17 protein-coding genes are annotated in these 18,483 nt (G+C 67.9%); all 17 read left to right on the top strand.

The annotated features are described in order from the left end of the window. The first annotated feature begins 9 nt into the window (after nt 1–9). Nucleotides 10–1,047, top strand: coding sequence for an ABC transporter permease (locus tag Q5064_RS06720; protein ID WP_302963229.1), 1,038 nt, complete (start codon nt 10–12; stop codon nt 1,045–1,047). Continuing rightward, nucleotides 1,044–1,934, top strand: coding sequence for an ABC transporter permease (locus tag Q5064_RS06715; RefSeq protein ID WP_302963227.1), 891 nt, complete (start codon nt 1,044–1,046; stop codon nt 1,932–1,934). The genes Q5064_RS06720 and Q5064_RS06715 overlap by 4 nt, the downstream gene beginning before the upstream one ends. Nucleotides 1,935–1,943: 9 nt before the next feature. Beyond that, nucleotides 1,944–3,080 (top strand): ATP-binding cassette domain-containing protein, encoded by a 1,137-nt coding sequence (locus Q5064_RS06710; RefSeq protein WP_302963224.1) that lies wholly within the window; start codon nt 1,944–1,946, stop codon nt 3,078–3,080. After that, entirely contained in the window at nt 3,074–3,730 is a 657-nt protein-coding gene (locus Q5064_RS06705) for an ABC transporter ATP-binding protein (RefSeq protein WP_302963223.1), read from the top strand. The genes Q5064_RS06710 and Q5064_RS06705 overlap by 7 nt, the downstream gene beginning before the upstream one ends. Nucleotides 3,731–3,820: 90 nt before the next feature. Beyond that, nucleotides 3,821–4,066 (top strand): 30S ribosomal protein S16, encoded by a 246-nt coding sequence (rpsP, locus tag Q5064_RS06700; protein ID WP_028027253.1) that lies wholly within the window; start codon nt 3,821–3,823, stop codon nt 4,064–4,066. A 4-nt stretch (nt 4,067–4,070) separates the two neighbouring features. Continuing rightward, nucleotides 4,071–4,325, top strand: a complete 255-nt coding sequence (locus Q5064_RS06695) for a KH domain-containing protein (protein ID WP_302963220.1) — start codon at nt 4,071–4,073, stop codon at nt 4,323–4,325. Continuing rightward, on the top strand, nt 4,326–4,850 hold the full coding sequence (locus tag Q5064_RS06690; RefSeq protein ID WP_302963218.1) for a ribosome maturation factor RimM: 525 nt from the start codon (nt 4,326–4,328) through the stop codon (nt 4,848–4,850). A gap of 77 nt (nt 4,851–4,927) precedes the next feature. Next, the gene (gene trmD, locus Q5064_RS06685) at nt 4,928–5,689 is read left to right on the top strand and encodes a tRNA (guanosine(37)-N1)-methyltransferase TrmD (protein ID WP_302963217.1); all 762 of its coding nucleotides are present in this window, start codon (nt 4,928–4,930) and stop codon (nt 5,687–5,689) included. Nucleotides 5,690–5,733: 44 nt separating this feature from the next. Then, complete coding sequence (gene lepB, locus Q5064_RS06680) at nt 5,734–6,324, top strand: signal peptidase I (RefSeq protein WP_302963215.1); 591 nt, start codon at nt 5,734–5,736, stop codon at nt 6,322–6,324. Nucleotides 6,325–6,387: 63 nt separating this feature from the next. Continuing rightward, nucleotides 6,388–7,332, top strand: coding sequence for a glycine--tRNA ligase subunit alpha (locus Q5064_RS06675; protein WP_302963213.1), 945 nt, complete (start codon nt 6,388–6,390; stop codon nt 7,330–7,332). A 1-nt stretch (nt 7,333) separates the two neighbouring features. Beyond that, complete coding sequence (glyS, locus tag Q5064_RS06670; RefSeq protein WP_302963212.1) at nt 7,334–9,421, top strand: glycine--tRNA ligase subunit beta; 2,088 nt, start codon at nt 7,334–7,336, stop codon at nt 9,419–9,421. A gap of 1 nt (nt 9,422) precedes the next feature. Then, complete coding sequence (locus Q5064_RS06665; RefSeq protein WP_302963210.1) at nt 9,423–10,334, top strand: pyruvate, water dikinase regulatory protein; 912 nt, start codon at nt 9,423–9,425, stop codon at nt 10,332–10,334. 473 nt (nt 10,335–10,807) lie between these two features. After that, nucleotides 10,808–13,525, top strand: a complete 2,718-nt coding sequence (gene ppdK / locus Q5064_RS06660; protein ID WP_302963208.1) for a pyruvate, phosphate dikinase — start codon at nt 10,808–10,810, stop codon at nt 13,523–13,525. 229 nt (nt 13,526–13,754) lie between these two features. Beyond that, nucleotides 13,755–15,302 carry an S-methyl-5-thioribose-1-phosphate isomerase gene (mtnA, locus tag Q5064_RS06655; protein WP_302963207.1) on the top strand — a complete coding sequence of 516 codons (1,548 nt, stop codon included), beginning with the start codon at nt 13,755–13,757 and terminating at the stop codon, nt 15,300–15,302. Between the two features lie 151 nt (nt 15,303–15,453). Then, nucleotides 15,454–16,215: a ParA family protein gene (locus tag Q5064_RS06650; RefSeq protein WP_302963206.1), complete on the top strand. Its 762-nt coding sequence runs from the start codon at nt 15,454–15,456 to the stop codon at nt 16,213–16,215. Beyond that, a complete protein-coding gene (locus tag Q5064_RS06645) occupies nt 16,208–16,939 on the top strand; it encodes a hypothetical protein (protein ID WP_302963205.1) in 732 nt (243 codons plus the stop codon). The genes Q5064_RS06650 and Q5064_RS06645 overlap by 8 nt, the downstream gene beginning before the upstream one ends. A gap of 202 nt (nt 16,940–17,141) precedes the next feature. Further along, nucleotides 17,142–18,029, top strand: a complete 888-nt coding sequence (locus Q5064_RS06640) for an Rpn family recombination-promoting nuclease/putative transposase (protein WP_302963203.1) — start codon at nt 17,142–17,144, stop codon at nt 18,027–18,029. The last annotated feature ends 454 nt before the right edge of the window (nt 18,030–18,483 follow it).

Here is an 18,483-nt window from a genome sequence, read left to right as displayed (position 1 = left end):
AAGCATATAATGATTAAATATGTTGCATCGCAGACTGGGAGGTTCGTGCTGCTCATGGCGGCGGTGGCGGTGGTCACCTTCGCGCTCGTGAGCCTCTCGCCGGTCGATCCCTTGCAGGCGAATGTGGGCCAGGCGGCGCTGCTCGGCATGAGCGAGGAGAAGCGAGCGGCGCTCGCGGCCTACTGGGGGGCCGGCACGCCCATGCACGAGCGCTTCATCGCCTGGTTCGCCGGCCTGCTCCGGGGGGACATGGGCACGTCCCTGCGCTACAACATGCCCGTTACCGAGGTCATCGCCTCCCGGGCGCTGAACTCGCTGGCGCTCATGGGGGTGGCCTGGGTGGTCTCGGGCGTGCTCGGGTTTATCCTCGGCGTGGCCGCGGCCCTGAACGAGGGGCGCCTCGTCGACCGCTTCGTGAAGTGCTACTGCTTCGTTCTGGCGGCATCACCGACGTTTTGGGTGGGGCTTCTGCTGCTCATGGTGTTCGCGGTGTGGCTCGGGTGGTTCCCCATCGGCTTCTCGGTGCCGATCGGCTTGTCCGCCGCCGATATCACCTTCGCCGATGCACTGCATCATATGGCGCTGCCGGCCCTTACGCTCTCGCTCGTGGGGGTGGCGAACGTGGCGTTGCACACCCGCGCCAAGGCCATCGACGTCATGGCCTCCGACTACATCCGCTTCGCCCGCGCGCGCGGGCTCTCACGCCGTCGGGCCATGGTCCGCCACGGCCTGCGCAACCTGGTGCTGCCGGCAGTGACCCTGCAGTTCGCCCAGGTGGCGGAGATCTTCGGCGGCTCGGTGCTCGTGGAAGAGGTGTTCAGCTACCCCGGCCTCGGCCAGGCCGCCGTCACGGCCGGCCTCGGCGGGGACGTGGCCCTGCTCGCCGGCATCGCGCTCGTATCCGCCGCCATCGTGTTCGCGGGCAACCTGGCCGCGAACCTCATCTACGGCCTGGTGGACCCCCGCATGCGCCCGGTGGCTCGGCGCCGTTCCGAGCGCGCGCGGCAGGTCGGGGAGCCTTCGGGCGAAAAAGGGAGGCCCCTATGACGCAGATCGCTCCGTGCGTTCCCTCGGACGCTTCCGAGGCGCCGGTGTTCTCCGCGCCGCGCGCGAGCCGTCTTCCCAATCGCAAGCGGTCGGTGGCCCTCGCCGTGGGCGGGGCGCTGCTGCTTGCCGCTGTCATCGTCGCCGGTCTCGTGCTCCAGCCCGCGGCCCAGGCGACCGATTTCGCGGCGAAGAACCTCGCGCCGTCGCTTTCGCACCCCTTCGGCACCGACTGGATGGGCCGCGACATGCTCTGCCGCACCCTCGCCGGCCTCTCCACGAGCGCGCTCGTGGGTCTCGGGGCCGCGGTGGCCTCGGCGCTCATCGCCCTTGCGCTCGCCGCCGCAGCGGCGCTCGGGCCCCGCTGGGCCGATGCGGCGGTCGGCTGGCTGGTGGACCTCATGATGGGCATTCCCCATATCGTGCTGCTCATTCTCATCTCCTACGCGCTGGGCAAGGGCTTCTGGGGCGTCACCATCGGCGTGGCGCTGACGCACTGGCCGAGCCTCACGCGCGTGCTGCGCGCGGAGATTCTGCAGTGCAAGAGCGCCGACTACGTGACCGTGGCCGCGCGCCTGGGCCAGAGCCGCCCGGCCATCGCCGTGCGCCACATGCTGCCCTACGTGCTTCCCCAGTTCGTGGTGGGGCTCGTGCTGCTGTTCCCCCACGCCATCCTGCACGAGGCGGCCGTCACCTTCCTCGGTTTCGGCCTGCCGCCGGAGATGCCCGCCATCGGCATCATCCTCAGCGAGTCCATGGGATACCTCTCCGCGGGGTTCTGGTGGCTCGCGGTGTTCCCCGGCGTGGCCCTCGTGCTGGTCGTCATGCTCTTCGACGCCGTGGGCGAGAGCCTCCGCAAGCTCGTCGATCCCGCGAGCGCCCAGGAATAGGAGGGGGATATGACCGAAGCTGCCAACAGCTCGCGTAACGAAGCTCCCGCCGCCATCTTGGGCGGGCGCGCCGGGTCGAAAGATCCCGAGCGCAGCCACGAGCACCTGGACCGCGAGTGCTTCGACCACGAGCGCCTGGACCATGCCGCCTCTCCGGTGCACCATCACCATTCGCACGCCGCCGACTCCCGCCACGCCCACGGGCACCACCTGCTCACGGTGGAGGACCTCTCCATCTCCTTCCGCATGTACGAGGAAGGGGAGGGGAAAAGCCGCGCCCGGGCCTACGTGGACGCGCAGCGCCGGGAGGTGGAGGTCATCCGCAGCCTGTCCATCTCGGTGCACGAGGGGGAGATCGTGGCCGTGGTGGGCGCGTCCGGCTCGGGCAAGACCCTGCTCGCTGATGCGATTCTCGGCCTGTTCGAGCCCAACGCCCTCGTGCGCGGCCGCATCTGGTTCGACGGCGCGCCCATGGACGCCGCGACGCTCGCCGCCGAGCGCGGCCGCGGCATTGCGTACGTGCCCCAGTCGGTGGCAAGCCTCGACCCGCTCATGCACGTGGGCCGCCAGGTGGAAGGAGCGCCCCGTGGCCGCGGGGCGGGCCGCCGCGCCGATGCTGCCCGTCGCCGCGAGCGCCGCCGGCAGCTCTTCGAGCGCTACGGTCTGGCCGAGTCGGTGGCGCGCCTGTACCCCCACGAGCTTTCCGGCGGCATGGCTCGCCGCGTGCTTTTGTGCTGCGCGCTCATGGAGTCGCCCCGGCTCATCATCGCCGACGAGCCCACGCCGGGGCTGGACGCGGCCCTCGCCGCGAAGGCCCTGGCCGACTTCCGCGCCTTCGCCGATGCGGGCGGCGGCGTGATGCTCATCACCCACGACATCGAGCTCGCCCTCACCGTGGCTGACCGCGTGGCGGTGTTTCGCGACGGCACCGTGCTCGAGGAGACTGCCGTGGCCAACTTCGCCTCGCCCGACCTGCTCGTGCACCCCTTCACCCGCCAGCTCTGGCACGCCCTGCCCGAGCACGGCTTCGCGGTGACGGAAGGGGAGAAGGCGTGCGGCTGGCCTGCGGGAGAGGGCGTCCCGCCCGAGCGGCCGGCGGAAGGCGCCGCCGCCGATCCGTGTGCGGAAGGGGAGGCGTCATGCTAGAAGCCCGAAATCTCGCGGCCGCCTTCGACGGCCGTGTCATCTTCCAGAATCTGAGCCTTACGGTGGAGGCCGGCGAGCGCGTGCAAATCGTCGCCCCCTCCGGCGCCGGCAAGACCACGCTGGCCCGCATCCTCGCGGGTTACGCGCGGCCCCGGGCCGGCGAGGTGCGCGTTGACGGAGCGCCGCTTCCCAAGCGGGGAACGAGCCCCGTGCAGCTCATCGGCCAGCATCCCGAACGCGCCGTCGACCCGCGCCGGCGCATGGCCGCCATGCTCGCCGAGGCCTCGGCCGACGAAGCGGAGCTCGCCCGCCTGCGCGAGGCCTTCGGCGTCCAGGATCGCTGGCTCGCCCGCTACCCCCACGAGCTCTCCGGCGGCGAGTTGCAGCGCTTCTGCATCGTGCGCGCCCTGGCCGCGGGCCCCCGCTACCTCATCGCCGACGAGATCTCCACCATGCTCGACGCCCTCACCCAGGCCCAGATCTGGCACGCCCTCCTCGCGGAAGCCGAGGCTCGCGGGCTGGGCCTCATCTTCACCACCCATTCCGCCGCCCTGGCCGCCCGCATCGCCACCCGGCAGGTGGGGCTGGGGCCGGCGGTCGCGCCGTCCGTGGATAGTTCGTGGACGAACGCTTGTCAAACACGCCGTTAAGCCGTAATATAAGCAACTGCTGTTTTCGCCGCACTGTGCGAGCAGTGCTTGCGTATAGAGAAGTATCAGTTGTAGAAGGAGTTCCATTTCATGGCAGTCAAGATTCGCCTCGCCCGCCACGGCGCCAAGAAGCGCCCGTACTACCGCATCGTCGCCGCCGATTCCCGCGCCCCGCGCGACGGCCGCTTCATCGAGGAGGTGGGCCGCTACAACCCCTGCTGCCATCCGCACCTCATCCAGTTCGACATGGAGAAGATGGAGAAGTGGCTGGCCAACGGCGCCCAGCCCACCGACACGGTGGAGCGCCTGTATAAGGCCGCCCGCGAGAACGCCTAACGCCATGGCCGATCTGACGGAAGATCTGGCCGGCCTGGTCGATTCCATCGTTCGCCCGCTGGTCGACGAGCCCGACGCGCTGGAAGTGTCCTCCGTCGAGGCCGAGGACGGCGGCGTGATTATCGAGATCCGGGTCGCCGAGGGCGATGCCGGCAAGGTCATCGGCCGCCAGGGCCGCGTCATCAAGGCCATCCGCACGCTGGCCCGCGCCGCAGCTTCGCGCTCGGGCAAGCTCGTCGAGGTGGAGCTCATCGATTAAATGCGCGGTTGGTGTGACATCGCCTATCTGGCGAAAACGAAGAACCTGAACGGAGGGCTCGTCGCACGAGGTGCGTCGGGCCTTCCCGTTTTGCTGTACCCTGGGCTGGAAGTGGCCCTCGTGCCCCCGGTGCTCGACGCCCCGCGCCGCGTGCGCGTGGCCTCGGTGGCCGAGATGGGCGAGGCCGAGGCCCTCGTGACCTTCGACGAGGTGCCCGACTTGGACGTGGCCGAGCGCATCGCCGGCTGCCGGTGTCTTGTGCGCGAGGCCGACGTGGACCTCTCCCTCCTCGAGGACGGAGACGACCTTCCCGACTGGGAGGGCTGGCGCGTGGAAGACGCGCGCGCCGGCTTTGTGGGCGAAGTGGCCGCGCTGGACGACCGGGCCATGCAGCCTCTGCTCGTGGTGCGCCGACCCGACGGCCGCGAGACCCTCGTGCCGCTCGTGAACGAGTTCGTGGAAGCGGTGGACGAGGACGCCCGCCTCATCCGCCTGTCCTGCCCCGACGGGCTTCTGGATTTGTAGCGGCCCGCGCGCTTTCGCCCGGCCGCCGCGCTTTCGCCCCTCGCTTTCCCATCGCCCGCAACGAACGGATTCGTGCCATGCTCATCGAAACCCTCTCGACGTTTCCCCATATGTACGACTCGGTCATGGGCGAGTCCATGATGAAGCGCGCCCAGGAGAAGGGTATCCTCGATTTCCGCGCCCACGATCTGCGCGACTGGACCCACGACCGCCACCGCACCACCGACGACGACCCCTACGGGGGAGGGGCCGGCCTCGTCATGAAGTGCGAGCCCATCTTCGAGGCCGTGGAGGCCATTGCGGGGGAAGAGTCCCCCCAGATCGTTTTCCTCGCGCCGCAGGGCCGCACCTTCGACGACGCCTACGCCACCGAGCTGGCGGCCGCCGACCGCCTGCTGTTCATCTGCGGCCACTACGAGGGCATCGACGAGCGCGTGTACTCCCTGGCCGATCACGTTATCTCGCTCGGCGACTACGTGCTCACCTCCGGCGAGCTCGCCTCCATGGTGGTCATCGACGCGGTGGTGCGCAAGCTGCCGGGCGTGCTGGGCGCGGCCGAGGGGCCCATCGACGAGTCGTTCACGAGCGGCCTTCTGGAGTACCCGCAGTACACGCGCCCGGCGAACTTCCGCGGCATGGAGGTGCCGGCGGTGCTTTTGTCGGGCAACCACGCCGCGGTGGCCCGCTGGCGGCGCGAGCAGAGCCTCGCGCGCACGGCCGACGGCCGCCCCGACCTGCTGGCGGCCTTCGAGGCGTCCGGACGCCTCACCCCCGCTGACCAGAAATTTCTGTTGTCTCGCGAACCCGGCGCGGCAAGCGCGGGCGAAGGGGTATCATAGCCTTTCACCGTATGTTCATGCCGCAGGAAGGGGCCGCACAAGCCATGTACGAGAGCGACTACGCCGCCTATCAGCAGCGTCCCAGCCGTCCCGCCGGCTTTCTGCGCACGCTCATCAGCGTGCTCGGGCTCATCGCCATGGTCATCGTCCTGTCGTGGGGCCTGCGCACCTTCGTCTTCCAGGCCTACGAGATCCCCTCGGGGTCCATGGAGGCCACCATCATGCCCGGCGACATGGTCTTCTCCGAGAAGATCACCTACTACACGAGCGAGCCGGCCTACGGCGACATCGTCACCTTCGAGGACCCGGACGTCGATCATGCCGGGCGCATCCTCATCAAGCGCGTCATCGCCACGGGCGGCCAGACCGTCGATTTGCGCGACGGGCGCGTCTACGTCGACGGCGTGCAGCTCGACGAGCCCTACACGCGCGGCGAGCCGTCGCTGCCGCTTTCCACCTACTACGACGAGGAGATCACCTATCCCTACACGGTGCCCGAGGGCGGCCTGTGGGTGATGGGGGACAACCGCACCAATTCCCAGGATTCCCGCTATTTCGGGGCGATCGACGAGTCGACCGTCACCGGGAAGGCGATATTCATCTACTGGCCGCTGAACGACGTGGGGGTGCTCTAGGGGCGAGCCGCCCCGCGCCGCCCGTCGCACCCGTTCCGCGCAACCGACCGAAGAAGGAGAGCCATGAGTTCGCAAGCCAAGGCCCCGGCAGGGCAGGAGAAGCTGCCCCCCACGTTCCAAGACGTCATCATGAACCTGCAGCGGTACTGGGCGTCCGTCGGATGCGTGGTGCTGCAGCCCTACGACAACGAGGTGGGCGCCGGCACCAACGCCCCGGCCACCACGCTGCGCTCGCTGGGCCCGGATACGTGGCGCACCTGCTACGTGCAGGGCTGCCGCCGTCCCACCGATGGCCGTTACGGCGAGAACCCCAACCGCGGGCAGTTCTACTACCAGTTCCAGGTGCTCATCAAGCCCTCGCCGGATAACATCCAGGATCTGTATCTGGGCAGCCTCGAGGCCATCGGCATCGATGTCGCCGCCCACGACGTGCGCTTCGTGGAAGACGACTGGGAAAGCCCGACGCTCGGCGCCTGGGGCCTCGGCTGGGAGGTGTGGATCGACGGCATGGAGGTCACCCAGTTCACCTACTTCCAGCAGGTGGGCGGCTTCGAGTGCAACCCCGTGCCCGTGGAGATCGCCTACGGCCTGGAGCGTTTGACCATGTTCGTCCAGGGCGTGGACAACATGTACGACATCGTGTGGGCCCGCGGCGACGACGGCGTCACCTTCACCTACGGCGACGTGTACCTGGAGAACGAGCGCGAGTACTCCGCCTACAACTTCGAGGTGGCCGACACCGAGTTCCTCTTCCAGGAGTTCGCCGACCGCGAGGCCGAGTGCCTGCGCACCCTGCGCGCCGACCTGCCGCTGCCGGCCTACGACTCGGTGCTGAAGTGCTGCCACGCCTTCAACCTGCTCGATGCGCGCGGGGTCATCTCGGCCACCGAGCGCATGGCCTACATCCTGCGCGTGCGCACGCTCGCCAAGGCCTGCTGCGCCTCGTACATGAAGAACGTCGTGGGCATGGACGTGGAAGTATTCGAGACGACCGACGAGGAGGCCTAAGATGGCGAACACTGCAACCCTCGCCTTCGAGATCGGCACCGAGGAGATTCCCGCCTTCGATCTGAAGCGCGCCACCGAGCAGCTGGCCGAGCTCGTGCCCGCAGCGCTCGACGCCGTGCGCATTCCCCATGGGGATGTGGCCGTCTACACGAGCCCGCGCCGCCTCATCGCCGTGGTGGCCGACGTGGCCGCCTCCACCGAGGCCTTGGAGGAGGTCTTCCGCGGGCCGGCCGTCTCCATCGCCTTCGATGCGGAGGGCAAACCCACCAAGGCCGCCGAGGGCTTCGCCCGCGGCAAGGGGCTTTCCGTGGACGACCTGGAGCGCCGCGACGAGAACGGCACCGAGTACGTCTACGCCGTGCGCCAGGTGCCCGCCCAGGACACCGCCGCGCTTCTGCCCGAGGTGCTGTGCGGCGTGATCGACGATATCAGCTGGCCGAAGTCGTGCCGCTGGGGCACCACGAGCGAGATGTTCTCGCGCCCGGTGCGCTGGATGGTGGCCCTGCTCGGCGATACGGTGGTGCCCGTGGAGTACGCGGGGCTTAAGGCGGGCAACGAGACCCGCGGCCATCGCTTCTTAGCCCCCGGCCCCCACGAGGTGGCCTCGGCCGACGTGCTCGTGGACGTGGTGCGCGGCGCCTTCGTGGTGCCGACCCAGGCCGAGCGCGAGGAGGTCATCCGCGAGGGTGTGGCCGCCATCGAGGCCGCCACGGGCTGCAAGGCCGAGCTGCCGGCCAAGACGCTCGCCGAGGTCATCAACCTCTCCGAGTACCCCACGCCCATGCTCGGCACCTTCGACGCGGAGTTCTTGAAGGTTCCCGAGGAGATCATCGTCGACGCGATGCTCATGCACCAGCGCTACTTCCCGCTCTACGATGCCGAGGGCAAGCTCACCAACCAGTTCATCATCGTGTCCAACGGCGATCCGGCCCACGAGGCCACCATCGTCGACGGCAACGAGCGCGTGGTGGCCGCCCGCCTCTACGACGCGAAGTTCTTCTACGAGGAGGACCTGAAGCGCCCGCTCGAGGACTACGTGGAGCGCCTGGACGAGGTGGTGTTCCAGGAGGCCTTGGGCACCATGCGCGACAAGACCGCCCGCGTGGTGAAGCTGTCGGCCCGCATCACCACGGCCGCCGGCATCGAGCGCGAGGCCATGCGCGACATCGCCCGCGCCGCCTACCTGGCCAAGGCCGACCTGGTCACGGGCGCGGTCGTGGAGTTCACGAGCGTGCAGGGCATCATGGGCAGCTACTACGCTGCCGCGGCCGGCGAGCCCGAGCGGGTGGCCCGCGCCATCGCCGAGCACTACCGCCCGCGCTTCTCCGGCGACGCCATTCCCGCCGATGTGATCGGCCAGGTGGTGGCGCTCTCCGACAAGATCGACACCATCTGCGGCCTGTTCGCCGTGGGCCAGGCCCCCACTGGCTCCTCCGACCCGTTCGCCCTGCGCCGCGCCGCCTTGGGCGTGCTGGCCATCCTGGAGGAGACGGGGCTTCCCATCAGCCTCGTGGAGACCATCGACGCCTCGCTCATCATCTACCGCGAGGCGGGGCTCGAGTTCGACAACGCCGCGGTGCGCCGCGAGATCATCGACTTCTTCATCACCCGCGAGAAGGTGGCTCTGCGCGATGCGGGCGTGAAGGCCGACACCATCGACGCGGTGCTCGCTTGCGGCATCGAGGAGCCCATGGTGCTCGCCGCCCGGGCCCGCGCCCTGGAGGCCGCTCGCACCCACGATCCCGAGGTGTTCGCCGATCTGGCCACCGCCTTCGCCCGCGCCAACAACCTGCGCGAGATCGGACTCGGCACCGGCTACAAGACCGCCGAGCTCACCGAGGTGGAGCGCGAGCTGTCGGGTGCCGTGGAGGCTGCCGAGGAGGCTGTGGCCGCCGCCCTGCGCGAGGACCGCTTCGCCGACGCGCTTACGGCCCTGGCCGCCCTGCGCGCGCCGGTGGACCGCTTCTTCGAGACCACCATGGTCATGGACGAGGACGCCGAGGTGCGCGCGAACCGCCTGAAGCTCCTGAACCGCTTCGCCAACGTGTTCTCGCATGTGGCCGACTTCGGCCAGATGGCGAAGAAGTAGCATGCACAACCACACGCCCGACGAGCGGGCCGCCCGCGTGCCCACCATCCATGTGGTGTCCGATTCCATCGGCGAGACCGCCCAGGTGGTGGCGCGCGCCGCCGCGGCCCAGTTCGGGGTCACCAACCCCCGGCTCGAGGTGTTCTCCAAGATCAAGAGCTACCAGGAGGTGCACGACTACCTGGTGGACCACGTGGCCTACCACCAGCGCACCTACGGCGACGACCGCATCCTCGTGTTCTACACCATCGTGGACGCGGGCATCCGCCGCGAGCTGGCGGCCTTCACCGAGCGGCACCCCAACATCCTGGCCGTGGACGTCATGACGAGCGCGGTGGACGCCATCGCGGACATGAGCGGCATGGAGCCGGTGGGGGAGCCGGGGGCCCTGCGCGTGGTGGACCACAACTACTTCCGCCGCATCAGCGCCATCGAGTTCACCATCGCCCACGACGACGGCCGCGCGCCCGAGGACCTCACCCAGGCCGACATCGTGCTTCTGGGCGTGTCGCGCTCCTCGAAGACGCCGCTGTCCATCTACCTGTCGCAGCAGGGCTACAAGGTGGCCAACGTGCCGCTCGACCCGTCGACCGAGCCTCCCGCGCAGATCTTCGATGTGGACCGCACCCGCCTGTTCGGCCTGATGATCAGCCCCGACGTGCTCATCGGCATCCGCCAGAAGCGCATCAAGAAGGCCGCGGGCAAAAACGGCGGCGGCCAGTTCACCATGCTGGCGAAGAACTACGCCGACCCCGAGTACATCTACCGCGATCTGGAGGCCTCCCGCGCGCTCATGCGGCGGCTCGGGTGCATCGTCATCCACACCGAGGGCCGCGCCGTGGAGGAGACCGCCCAGGAGATCCTGCGCTACTACGAGCGCAGCCACCCCACCACGACCGAGGTGCTCGGGTAGGGGGCGGCTCTCGCCCGCAGCCTGCGGCCGCCGCGCCGCGTCGCGCCAGCGGGGAGGGGCTCTGCTCGGTACCCCAGGCCCGGCGCGGCCCCGAACCGGGCCTTGTGCCGCCACGACCCTCGATTCGCGCCCGGGTTCGTCTCGGGGTCTCTTTCGGGCTGCATGGCGCCGCCGCTCGGGAGATTTTGCGGTACAGCGGCAGGTCGATGGCTGCCGGGAGTGCCATCGGGGACGAAATAGCCTATAATCTGGGGCAGTTCATTTAATGAGCGCGTCGGGGTCGTCGGCATCGCGCCGCAGGCAGCCGACCGCGCCGTCCCCGCTGTCCTGCGCCCGCGTTGTCCGCCGCCTTATGGCTGCCGGCGGCGCCGCGAGGGGAGAGGGGCGTCGCGCGGTCGCATCCGCTTTGCGGACGAAGGCCCGGGCGGAAAGGTAAGCCGCACGCAAACGTGCACAGCTTAAGGAGAAGTAAGGTGACAGAAGCAGTGAAGCGCGTCTACGCCTTCGGCAAGGACGCCAACGGGAACAACGTGACCGAGGGCAACACCGATATGAAGTGGGTGCTCGGCGGCAAGGGCGCGAACCTCGCCGAGATGGCCAACATCGGGCTGCCGGTGCCTCCGGGATTCACCATCACCTGCCAGACCTGCATGGAGTACGCCAACGCCGACAACACCTGGCCCGAGGGCGCGCTCGACACCATCGCCGAGTACCGCGCCGATTTGGAGGAGCGCATGGGCAAGCGCCTCGGCGACGCGGAGGATCCGCTGCTCGTGTCCGTCCGCTCCGGCGCCCCCTTCTCCATGCCGGGCATGATGGACACCGTGCTGAACCTCGGCCTGAACGACGAGTCCATCAACGGCCTCATCAAGCAGACCGAGAACCCGCGCTTCGCCTGGGACTCGTACCGCCGCTTCATCCAGATGTTCTCCAACGTGGTGATGGGTCTTGATGGCGACCTGTTCGAGAACGCCATCGTGGCCATGAAGAACGACCGTGGCGTGGCCTCCGACACCGACCTGACTGCCGAGGACCTGCAGGAGCTCGTCGCCGAGTTCAAGGCCATCTTCTCCGAAAACGTGGACGGCGAGGCCTATCCCTCCCTCGTGGTGGACGGCACGGTGGCCTTCCCGCAGGATCCCATGGTGCAGCTGCAGCTGGCCATCGAGGCCGTGTTCGGCTCCTGGAACAACCCCCGCGCGGTCCTCTACCGCCAGAAGGAGAAGATCGCCGACGACCTGGGCACCGCGGTGAACGTGCAGTCCATGGTGTTCGGCAACAAGGGCAACACGTCCGCCACGGGCGTGGCGTTCACGCGCAACCCCGCCAACGGCGAGAAGGAGTTCTACGGCGACTACCTGGTGAACGCCCAGGGCGAGGACGTGGTGGCCGGCATCCGCAACACGAGCCCCATCGCCGAGCTGAAGGAAGTCGAGGGCCTGGAAGAGGCCGGCGCCCAGCTCGAGGAGATCTTCGAGGTGCTGGAAAACCACTTCCGCGACATGTGCGACATCGAGTTCACCATCGAGCAGGGCAAGCTGTGGATGCTCCAGACCCGCGCCGGCAAGCGCACCGCCGCGGCCGCGCTCGCCATCGCCATCGCCATGGAGAAGGAGGGCCTCATCACGAAGGAGGAGGCCGTCATGCGCGTGGCCCCCGACCAGCTCGACCAGCTGCTGCACCCGCAGTTCGACAAGGACGCCTCCTACGACGTGGTGGCCCGCGGCCTGAATGCCAGCCCGGGCGCTGCGGTGGGCGAGGCCGTGTTCTCCGCCGCCGACGCCGTGGCTGCCGCCGAGGCCGGCCGCAAGTGCGTGCTCGTGCGCTGGGAGACCAACCCCGATGACCTGGCCGGCATGATCGCCGCCGAGGGCATCCTCACCTCGCACGGCGGCAAGACCAGCCACGCGGCCGTTATCGCCCGCGGCATGGGCGCGCCCTGCGTCTGCGGCGTGGAGGCCCTGAAGATCGACGCCGCCAAGAAAGAGGCCGCCGTCGCCGGCACTGACATCGTCATCCGCGAGGGCGACATGATCTCCATCGACGGCACCACGGGCATCGTGGTGCTGGGCGCGGTGGACCTGGTGATGCCCGAGCTCACGGGCGATCTGGACACTATCCTGGAGTGGGCCGACGAGTTCCGCACCCTGGGCGTGCGCGCCAACGCCGACAACCCCGAGGACGCCGAGCTGTCCCGCGACTTCGGGGCCGAGGGCATCGGCCTCTGCCGTACCGAGCACATGTTCCTGGGCGACCGCAAGCAGATCATCCAGACTTTCATCCTGAACGACGACGAGCTCATCCGCGAGAAGGCCGTGGCCGACCTCTACGAGGCCCAGGTGGGCGACTTCTACGGCATGTTCAAGGCCATGGACGGCCTGCCGGTGATCGTGCGCCTGCTCGACCCGCCGCTGCACGAGTTCCTCGAGAGCCCGCGCGAGCTGGACGTGGAGATCGCGAAGCTGGAGGCCACGGGCGCTGCGGCCGACGTCATCGCCGAGAAGCGCGCGCTGCTGGAGAAGATCGACGGCTTCGCCGAGCAGAACCCGATGCTGGGCATGCGCGGCTGCCGTCTGGGCATCGTGTACCCCATCCTGCCCGAGATGCAGGTGCGCGCCATCGCCACCGCGGCGGCGCAGCTGAAGAAGGAGGGGCTGGATCCGAAGCCCGAGATCATGATCCCGCTCGTGTCGGTGCTGCCCGAGCTGGCGAAGCTGCGCGGTGTGGCCGAGGCCGTCATCGCCGAGGTGGCCGCCGCCGAGGGCGTGGAGCTGTCCATCCCCGTGGGCACCATGATCGAGCTGCCGCGCGCGGCCGTGACGGCCAACGAGATCGCCACCGAGGCCGACTTCTTCTCCTTCGGCACTAACGACCTCACCCAGACCACCTTCGGCTTCAGCCGCGACGACGTGGAGGGCGAGTTCGTGCCGCAGTACCTCAACGAGCACCTGCTGCCCTACAACCCGTTCGCCACCATCGATCCCGGTGTGGCGAAGCTCGTGGAGATGGGCGTGGAGCTCGGCCACGAGGGTAATCCCGACATCGTGTGCGGTGTGTGCGGCGAGCACGGCGGCGATCCGGAGTCCATCCACACGTTCAACCGCATTGGGTTGAACTACGTGAGCTGCTCTCCCTACCGCGTGCCGGTGGCCCGTCTGGCCGCCGCCCAGGCTGCCATCAAGCAGCGCTAGGGAAGGGGCGTCCCGCGCGGTGCGGGATGCGCGCTGATGCGACCATCGGGGGCGCGGGGCTTCGGCTCCCGCGCCCCTTTTCCTTTGGGGCGCACCGTGCTTCCCCGTCGCGGCGGCGGGGGCGACCCGCGCCCCGTCGAGGAGCGCGTCCCTGGTCGTTGTCCTGGGCAGTGGGCCTCGGCATGGTATTATGACGGGACGAGCATACGCACTATTTTTGGGAGCAGCTATGAAGCTATCAATCAAGAACCTGCCGAGGACGATCTGCGTCGAACGGGGAAGTGCCGTGCCGTCGCACGGACGGGCGGCCTCGGAGAGCGCGGCCGTGGCCGCTTCGGGGGCGGTGGCCGCGGCGGCCCTGGCCGGGGCCGGCGATGCGGCGCCTGCCGCGCGCCCGCAGGTGGTCATGGTCGATCAGCGGGCCCTTCCCGACGAGCTCGCGTGGATCAGCACGTCCGACTGGCGCGAGGTGGTAGACGCTGTGCGCGAACTCGCCGTGCGCGGCGCGCCGGCCATCGGCGTGGCGGGGGCGGCGTCGGTGATGCTCGCCGCCTTCGAGCTGGCAGGGGAGGGCGCCGAGGGTTCGGGCGATGCGGAGAGCGACAGCTCCTCGCGCGCCGCCGCCCCGTCGCCGGCGCTCTTCTCCGTCCAGCTGAGGAAGGCTGCCCGCGAGATAGCAGAGGCCCGTCCCACGGCGGTGAACCTGTCCTGGGGGGTGAACAGGGCCCTCCAGGCGGCCGCTGAGGCCCTGAGGGACGGTCAGACGCCCCAAGAGGCCGCCGAGGCGCTCTACGGGCTCTCCGAGGCCCTCATCGACGAGGACGAGGCCGCCAACCGCCGTATCGGCGCCGAGGGGGCTCGTCTGCTGCGCGAGCTGGCGCGCGAGAAGGGCCGGCCGCTGTCGCTGCTGACCCACTGCAACGCCGGAAGCCTCGCCACCGCCTTCTTCGGCACGGCGCTCGGCGTGGTGTACGCCGCCGCCGAGCAGGGCCTCGTCGAGCGCGTGTACGCCGACGAGACGCGTCCGATGGGCCAGGGCGCCCGTCTGACGGCGTGGGAGCTGGCGCGGGCGGGCGTGCCTGCGACGCTCATCTGCGACAGCATGGCTGCGAGCCTCATGGCGGCCGGCAAGGTGGACGCCGTCGTGGTGGGCGCCGACCGCATCGCCGCCAACGGGGACGTGGCCAACAAAGTGGGCACGCTGGGCTTGGCGGCGCTGGCATGCCATTTCGACATCCCGTTCTTCGTGGCCGCGCCGACGAGCACCCTGGATGCGGCCTGCGCGACGGGGGCCGATATTCCCATCGAGCAGCGCGCCGCCGAGGAAGTGCTCCCGCGCCCCATCGAGGGCGTGGAGGTGCTCAATCCCGCCTTCGACGTGACGCCGGCCGCCCTCGTGGACGCCGTGATCACCGAGGAGGGCCTCTGGGAACCCGAGGAGGAGGCGCCGAGCGCCGAGGGCGACGCCGACGGGGAGGAGCCGCCGAGCGACGAGCGCGGTGGCGACGGGGAAGAGACGTCCTGCGCCGAGGACGAGGGCGACGAGGAATCGCGCGCCGCCACCGAGGCCGGCGGGGAAGGAGCGCCGTGCGCCGACACCGAGTCTGACGGGGAAGGAGCGCTGCGGGCCGAGGCCGAGGAGACTCCGTGCGCCGAGGGCGAGTCGGCCGCTGGGGGCGGTGCGCGTACCGCATGTCCGGACGAGCGAGATGCCGCGCCGCGGGCGGGTGGCCTTCGGGTGTTCTTCCGCCGCTTGTTCGGGAAGGCGAGCTCCTAAAGTCATTACACCCTATATTCCCAATAACATTATATGTTATAGTTGTCCCGATGAGAATCGGGGGCACCTCGCTCCGCCTCGGTCATGCCGTTTTGCCGGCACCGCCGGGGCGGAGCGCGTGTCTCCACCGGGAAAAGGGAAGGAACGCGGCATGATTACACTGGCGGCTGCCTCGCAGAAGGGCGGAGTCGCGAAGACGACCACCAACTTGGCCATCGGGGCGAAGCTGACCCAGGATGGCGCGCGGGTGCTCTACATCGATCTCGATCCCCAGATGAACCTGTCCACCACCTTGAAGGCCGCGACGGCCGGAGTGCCCTCCTCGCTGGAGGTGCTCACGGGCGAGTCCACCATTGCCGAGGCGGCCCAGGTCATCGACGGCTACGCCGTGGTGCCCGCGAGCCGCCTGAACGGCAAGGCCGACGACCTCATGCCGAGCGTGGGCAAGGACTACCGTTTGCGCAAGGCGCTCGCCGTCGTGGCCGACGACTACGACTACGCCATTCTGGACACGCCGCCGGCGCTCGGCACCCTCACGGTGAACGCGCTCACGGCCGCGTCCTGGGTGGTCATTCCGGCCCAGGCCGACGCCTACTCGCTCGACGGCGTGACCGACCTGGCCGCCACCATCGAGGCTATCCGCGAGTACACCAACCCCGACCTGAAGATCGCCGGCATCCTGCTCACGCGCTACAACCCGCGCACCTCCATCTCGCGCGTTATCCACGAGGACGCCGAGGCCATGGCCTCCGAGCTTGACACCAAGGTGTTCCGTGCCTGGATCCGCGAGGCTACGGTCATCAAGGAGGCCCAGGCGGTGAAGCAGCCCCTGTTCGAGTACGCGCCCTCGGCCAAGGTGTCCTACGACTACCGGTTCTTCATCGACGAGCTGATGGAGGAAGTCAATGGCTAAGAAGGATCTGCGCGCCCAAATGGACGCCGCCCGCGCGGCGGCCGCCTTCATCGGGGCGGCCCAGGAGGCCCATGACGATCTCCCGGCCGCCCGTGCCTCCTCGCAGACCGAGTCGGTGGCCTACGAGGTCGTCTCCACGAACGATGGCGGCCGAGAGGGCGCCCTCGCGGCCGACATGCCGTCCGCCCGTCCGGCCCCTGACGCTCCTGTTTCCGAGCCTGCGATCTTGTCCGATGGCGAGAGGGGCTCGGCACCCGCCGGGGTGCCCGCCGCCTCCGAGGAGGTCGCTCAGGTTGGAAAGACCGTGCATCAGGTGAAAAGCGCCGCCTCGGATGTGACGATGCCGGCGACCACTCCCGATTTCTTCGTCGAGGGCGGCGAGGAAGCCTCCTCCGTCTCGGCAGAGGCCGAGCCCGCTCCGTCGGCGCCCAAGACGGCATCTTCCTCGGCAAAGCCCCGGGCAAGCCGGGCCCGTAAGCCGCGCAAAAAGGCTCCCGAGCCCGTGGAGGAGGTCTCCGAGTCGTCGGCTCGCATGACGGCCCAGGTGCTCGTTCCCATGACCGCCGAGCAGCGGGAGCACGCCGATTTGCTGGCGCAGGTGATGAAGGTGACCCGCGCCGAGGTGATGCGCCAGGCCCTCGACGAGTACTGGAGCAATCACAAGTCCGAACTGCAGGCCGCCGTCATGGCCTACGAGGAGCTCATCAAGAAGCTCATGAAGTAACGGCCCACCGTTGCGCCCTCTCTCCGATAGATAGGCGACCTCGCACACTGCGGGTCGCCTTTCTCTTCCAGTGCGGAACCCACTTTTGCCTCCAGGTGTCAGCATGGGCGACTTTTCGTTATTCGCTAAAAGTCAAGTCTTTTTATATCTCCATCTCTTTCATAATATGAAACAAATGTTTGTTGTAGAGAGAGGAGAAATCATGACGAGCTGGGAGATCCAGGTGAGGGCATTTCGTGAGGAGGACGGCCCTCAGGGTGATGAGACGAGAAAGCCGATTCCGTTTTCCAATCAGTATATGTTCGGCCGGGTAATGTGCCGAGAGGATCTTTGCCGCGGTTTTCTCGGGCGCGTCATGGGGATCGAGGTAACCTCCATCGAGTATCTGAACGCAAAGCAGGTGCTCGAGCCGACGCTTACTGGGAAAGGATCCGAGCTCGATTTGTTCGTTCGAGCCAAGGAGGGCGTTTTCGATATCGAAATGCAGTGCTCACCACGTGGGTCACTCGCACGGCGCTTTCGCTTCTACCAGGGTGCGATGGACTCATCGAGTCTGCGCAAGGGGAGTGCCTACGACGAGCTTCCTGAGAGCGCCATCGTGTTCGTGTGTGACTACGACCCCTTCGGCCTCGGGCTCCCGGTGTATCGCATCGAGCCGGTATGTGAGGGAGCTGCCGAGGCTGACATGGGTTTCGGTCAGACCTGGATTGCCCTCAACTGCCCGGCCTGGGAGGACGAGCGCGATATCCCGATGCGTAATTTGCTAAAATACGTCGCAGAGGGTGAGCCTGTTGCAGGTGATACCCTGATTGAGGAAATGGCAGAGGCCGTCAGCGCTGCCAACGACGATGAGAAGTGGGTGAGCAACGTGTGCGCAGTCAGCTATGTGCTGGAAGATCTTGAGCGCGAGCGAGGCATCGCCATGCGTGCCGCCCGACGCGAGGGACGTGAAGAGGGACGCGCGGAGGGTGAGGAGCGGCTGAGGGCGCTCGTTGCCGCGCTCTTGGCGGACGGCCGCTCCGAAGACGTGGCGATTGCCGTGGAGGACAAGGACCGGTGCCAGAGTCTCTTTGCGGAGTACGGCCTCTAGCGATTGCCGTGAAGGGCGAATAGCGCCTAGGAGGGACGCGCCCGGTCGGCGCGGTGAGAATTGATCGATGGAAGCGCGATCGGGGTTTGACCCCCGGTCCCGCTTTGCTGTTGATGTCTGTTGATGGGGGGCGTCGCGCTGCGTGAGGGGCGGATGCCGTTTGGGGGCTTAATGGAGCCGATTCTTATTTGAGCGAACTTTTTGAGAAAAATTTTCAAATGTTTCCGGGCTGTAATTTTTCTTACACATTGCATCATATAAGGATTATTTAGTTAAATCATATTGTGATAAAGCAATTTTGCTAAGAGTGGATTCTAGAATCATATAGAAATATAGTGACATAAGAAAAATTGTTTTGATACGGAGTCTATCAGGGGATTCTCGCGAAAATATTTATGCAAATCATCAATATAGAATGTAATTATAAAGAGACATAGACATTATATAATTTAGT

It is taken from the genome of uncultured Adlercreutzia sp. (genome assembly GCF_958431955.1).
Lineage (GTDB): Bacteria > Actinomycetota > Coriobacteriia > Coriobacteriales > Eggerthellaceae > Adlercreutzia.
The sequence above is the reverse complement of the archived record's forward strand: the minus strand, read 5'-3'. Positions and strand labels throughout refer to the sequence as shown.

Bases quoted from the DNA above. Each gene is read 5' to 3' on its own strand.
- Q5064_RS06710 (WP_302963224.1), top strand. From the start codon at position 1,944: ATGACCGAAGCTGCCAACAGCTCGCGTAACGAAGCTCCCGCCGCCATC.
- Q5064_RS06640 (WP_302963203.1), top strand. From the start codon at position 17,142: ATGACGAGCTGGGAGATCCAGGTGAGGGCATTTCGTGAGGAGGACGGC.
- Q5064_RS06645 (WP_302963205.1), top strand. From the start codon at position 16,208: ATGGCTAAGAAGGATCTGCGCGCCCAAATGGACGCCGCCCGCGCGGCG.
- Q5064_RS06715 (WP_302963227.1), top strand. From the start codon at position 1,044: ATGACGCAGATCGCTCCGTGCGTTCCCTCGGACGCTTCCGAGGCGCCG.
- Q5064_RS06690 (WP_302963218.1), top strand. From the start codon at position 4,326: ATGCGCGGTTGGTGTGACATCGCCTATCTGGCGAAAACGAAGAACCTG.
- mtnA (WP_302963207.1), top strand. From the start codon at position 13,755: ATGAAGCTATCAATCAAGAACCTGCCGAGGACGATCTGCGTCGAACGG.
- Q5064_RS06650 (WP_302963206.1), top strand. From the start codon at position 15,454: ATGATTACACTGGCGGCTGCCTCGCAGAAGGGCGGAGTCGCGAAGACG.
- Q5064_RS06665 (WP_302963210.1), top strand. From the start codon at position 9,423: ATGCACAACCACACGCCCGACGAGCGGGCCGCCCGCGTGCCCACCATC.
- Q5064_RS06675 (WP_302963213.1), top strand. From the start codon at position 6,388: ATGAGTTCGCAAGCCAAGGCCCCGGCAGGGCAGGAGAAGCTGCCCCCC.
- glyS (WP_302963212.1), top strand. From the start codon at position 7,334: ATGGCGAACACTGCAACCCTCGCCTTCGAGATCGGCACCGAGGAGATT.
- trmD (WP_302963217.1), top strand. From the start codon at position 4,928: ATGCTCATCGAAACCCTCTCGACGTTTCCCCATATGTACGACTCGGTC.
- rpsP (WP_028027253.1), top strand. From the start codon at position 3,821: ATGGCAGTCAAGATTCGCCTCGCCCGCCACGGCGCCAAGAAGCGCCCG.
- Q5064_RS06720 (WP_302963229.1), top strand. From the start codon at position 10: ATGATTAAATATGTTGCATCGCAGACTGGGAGGTTCGTGCTGCTCATG.
- Q5064_RS06705 (WP_302963223.1), top strand. From the start codon at position 3,074: ATGCTAGAAGCCCGAAATCTCGCGGCCGCCTTCGACGGCCGTGTCATC.
- lepB (WP_302963215.1), top strand. From the start codon at position 5,734: ATGTACGAGAGCGACTACGCCGCCTATCAGCAGCGTCCCAGCCGTCCC.
- Q5064_RS06695 (WP_302963220.1), top strand. From the start codon at position 4,071: ATGGCCGATCTGACGGAAGATCTGGCCGGCCTGGTCGATTCCATCGTT.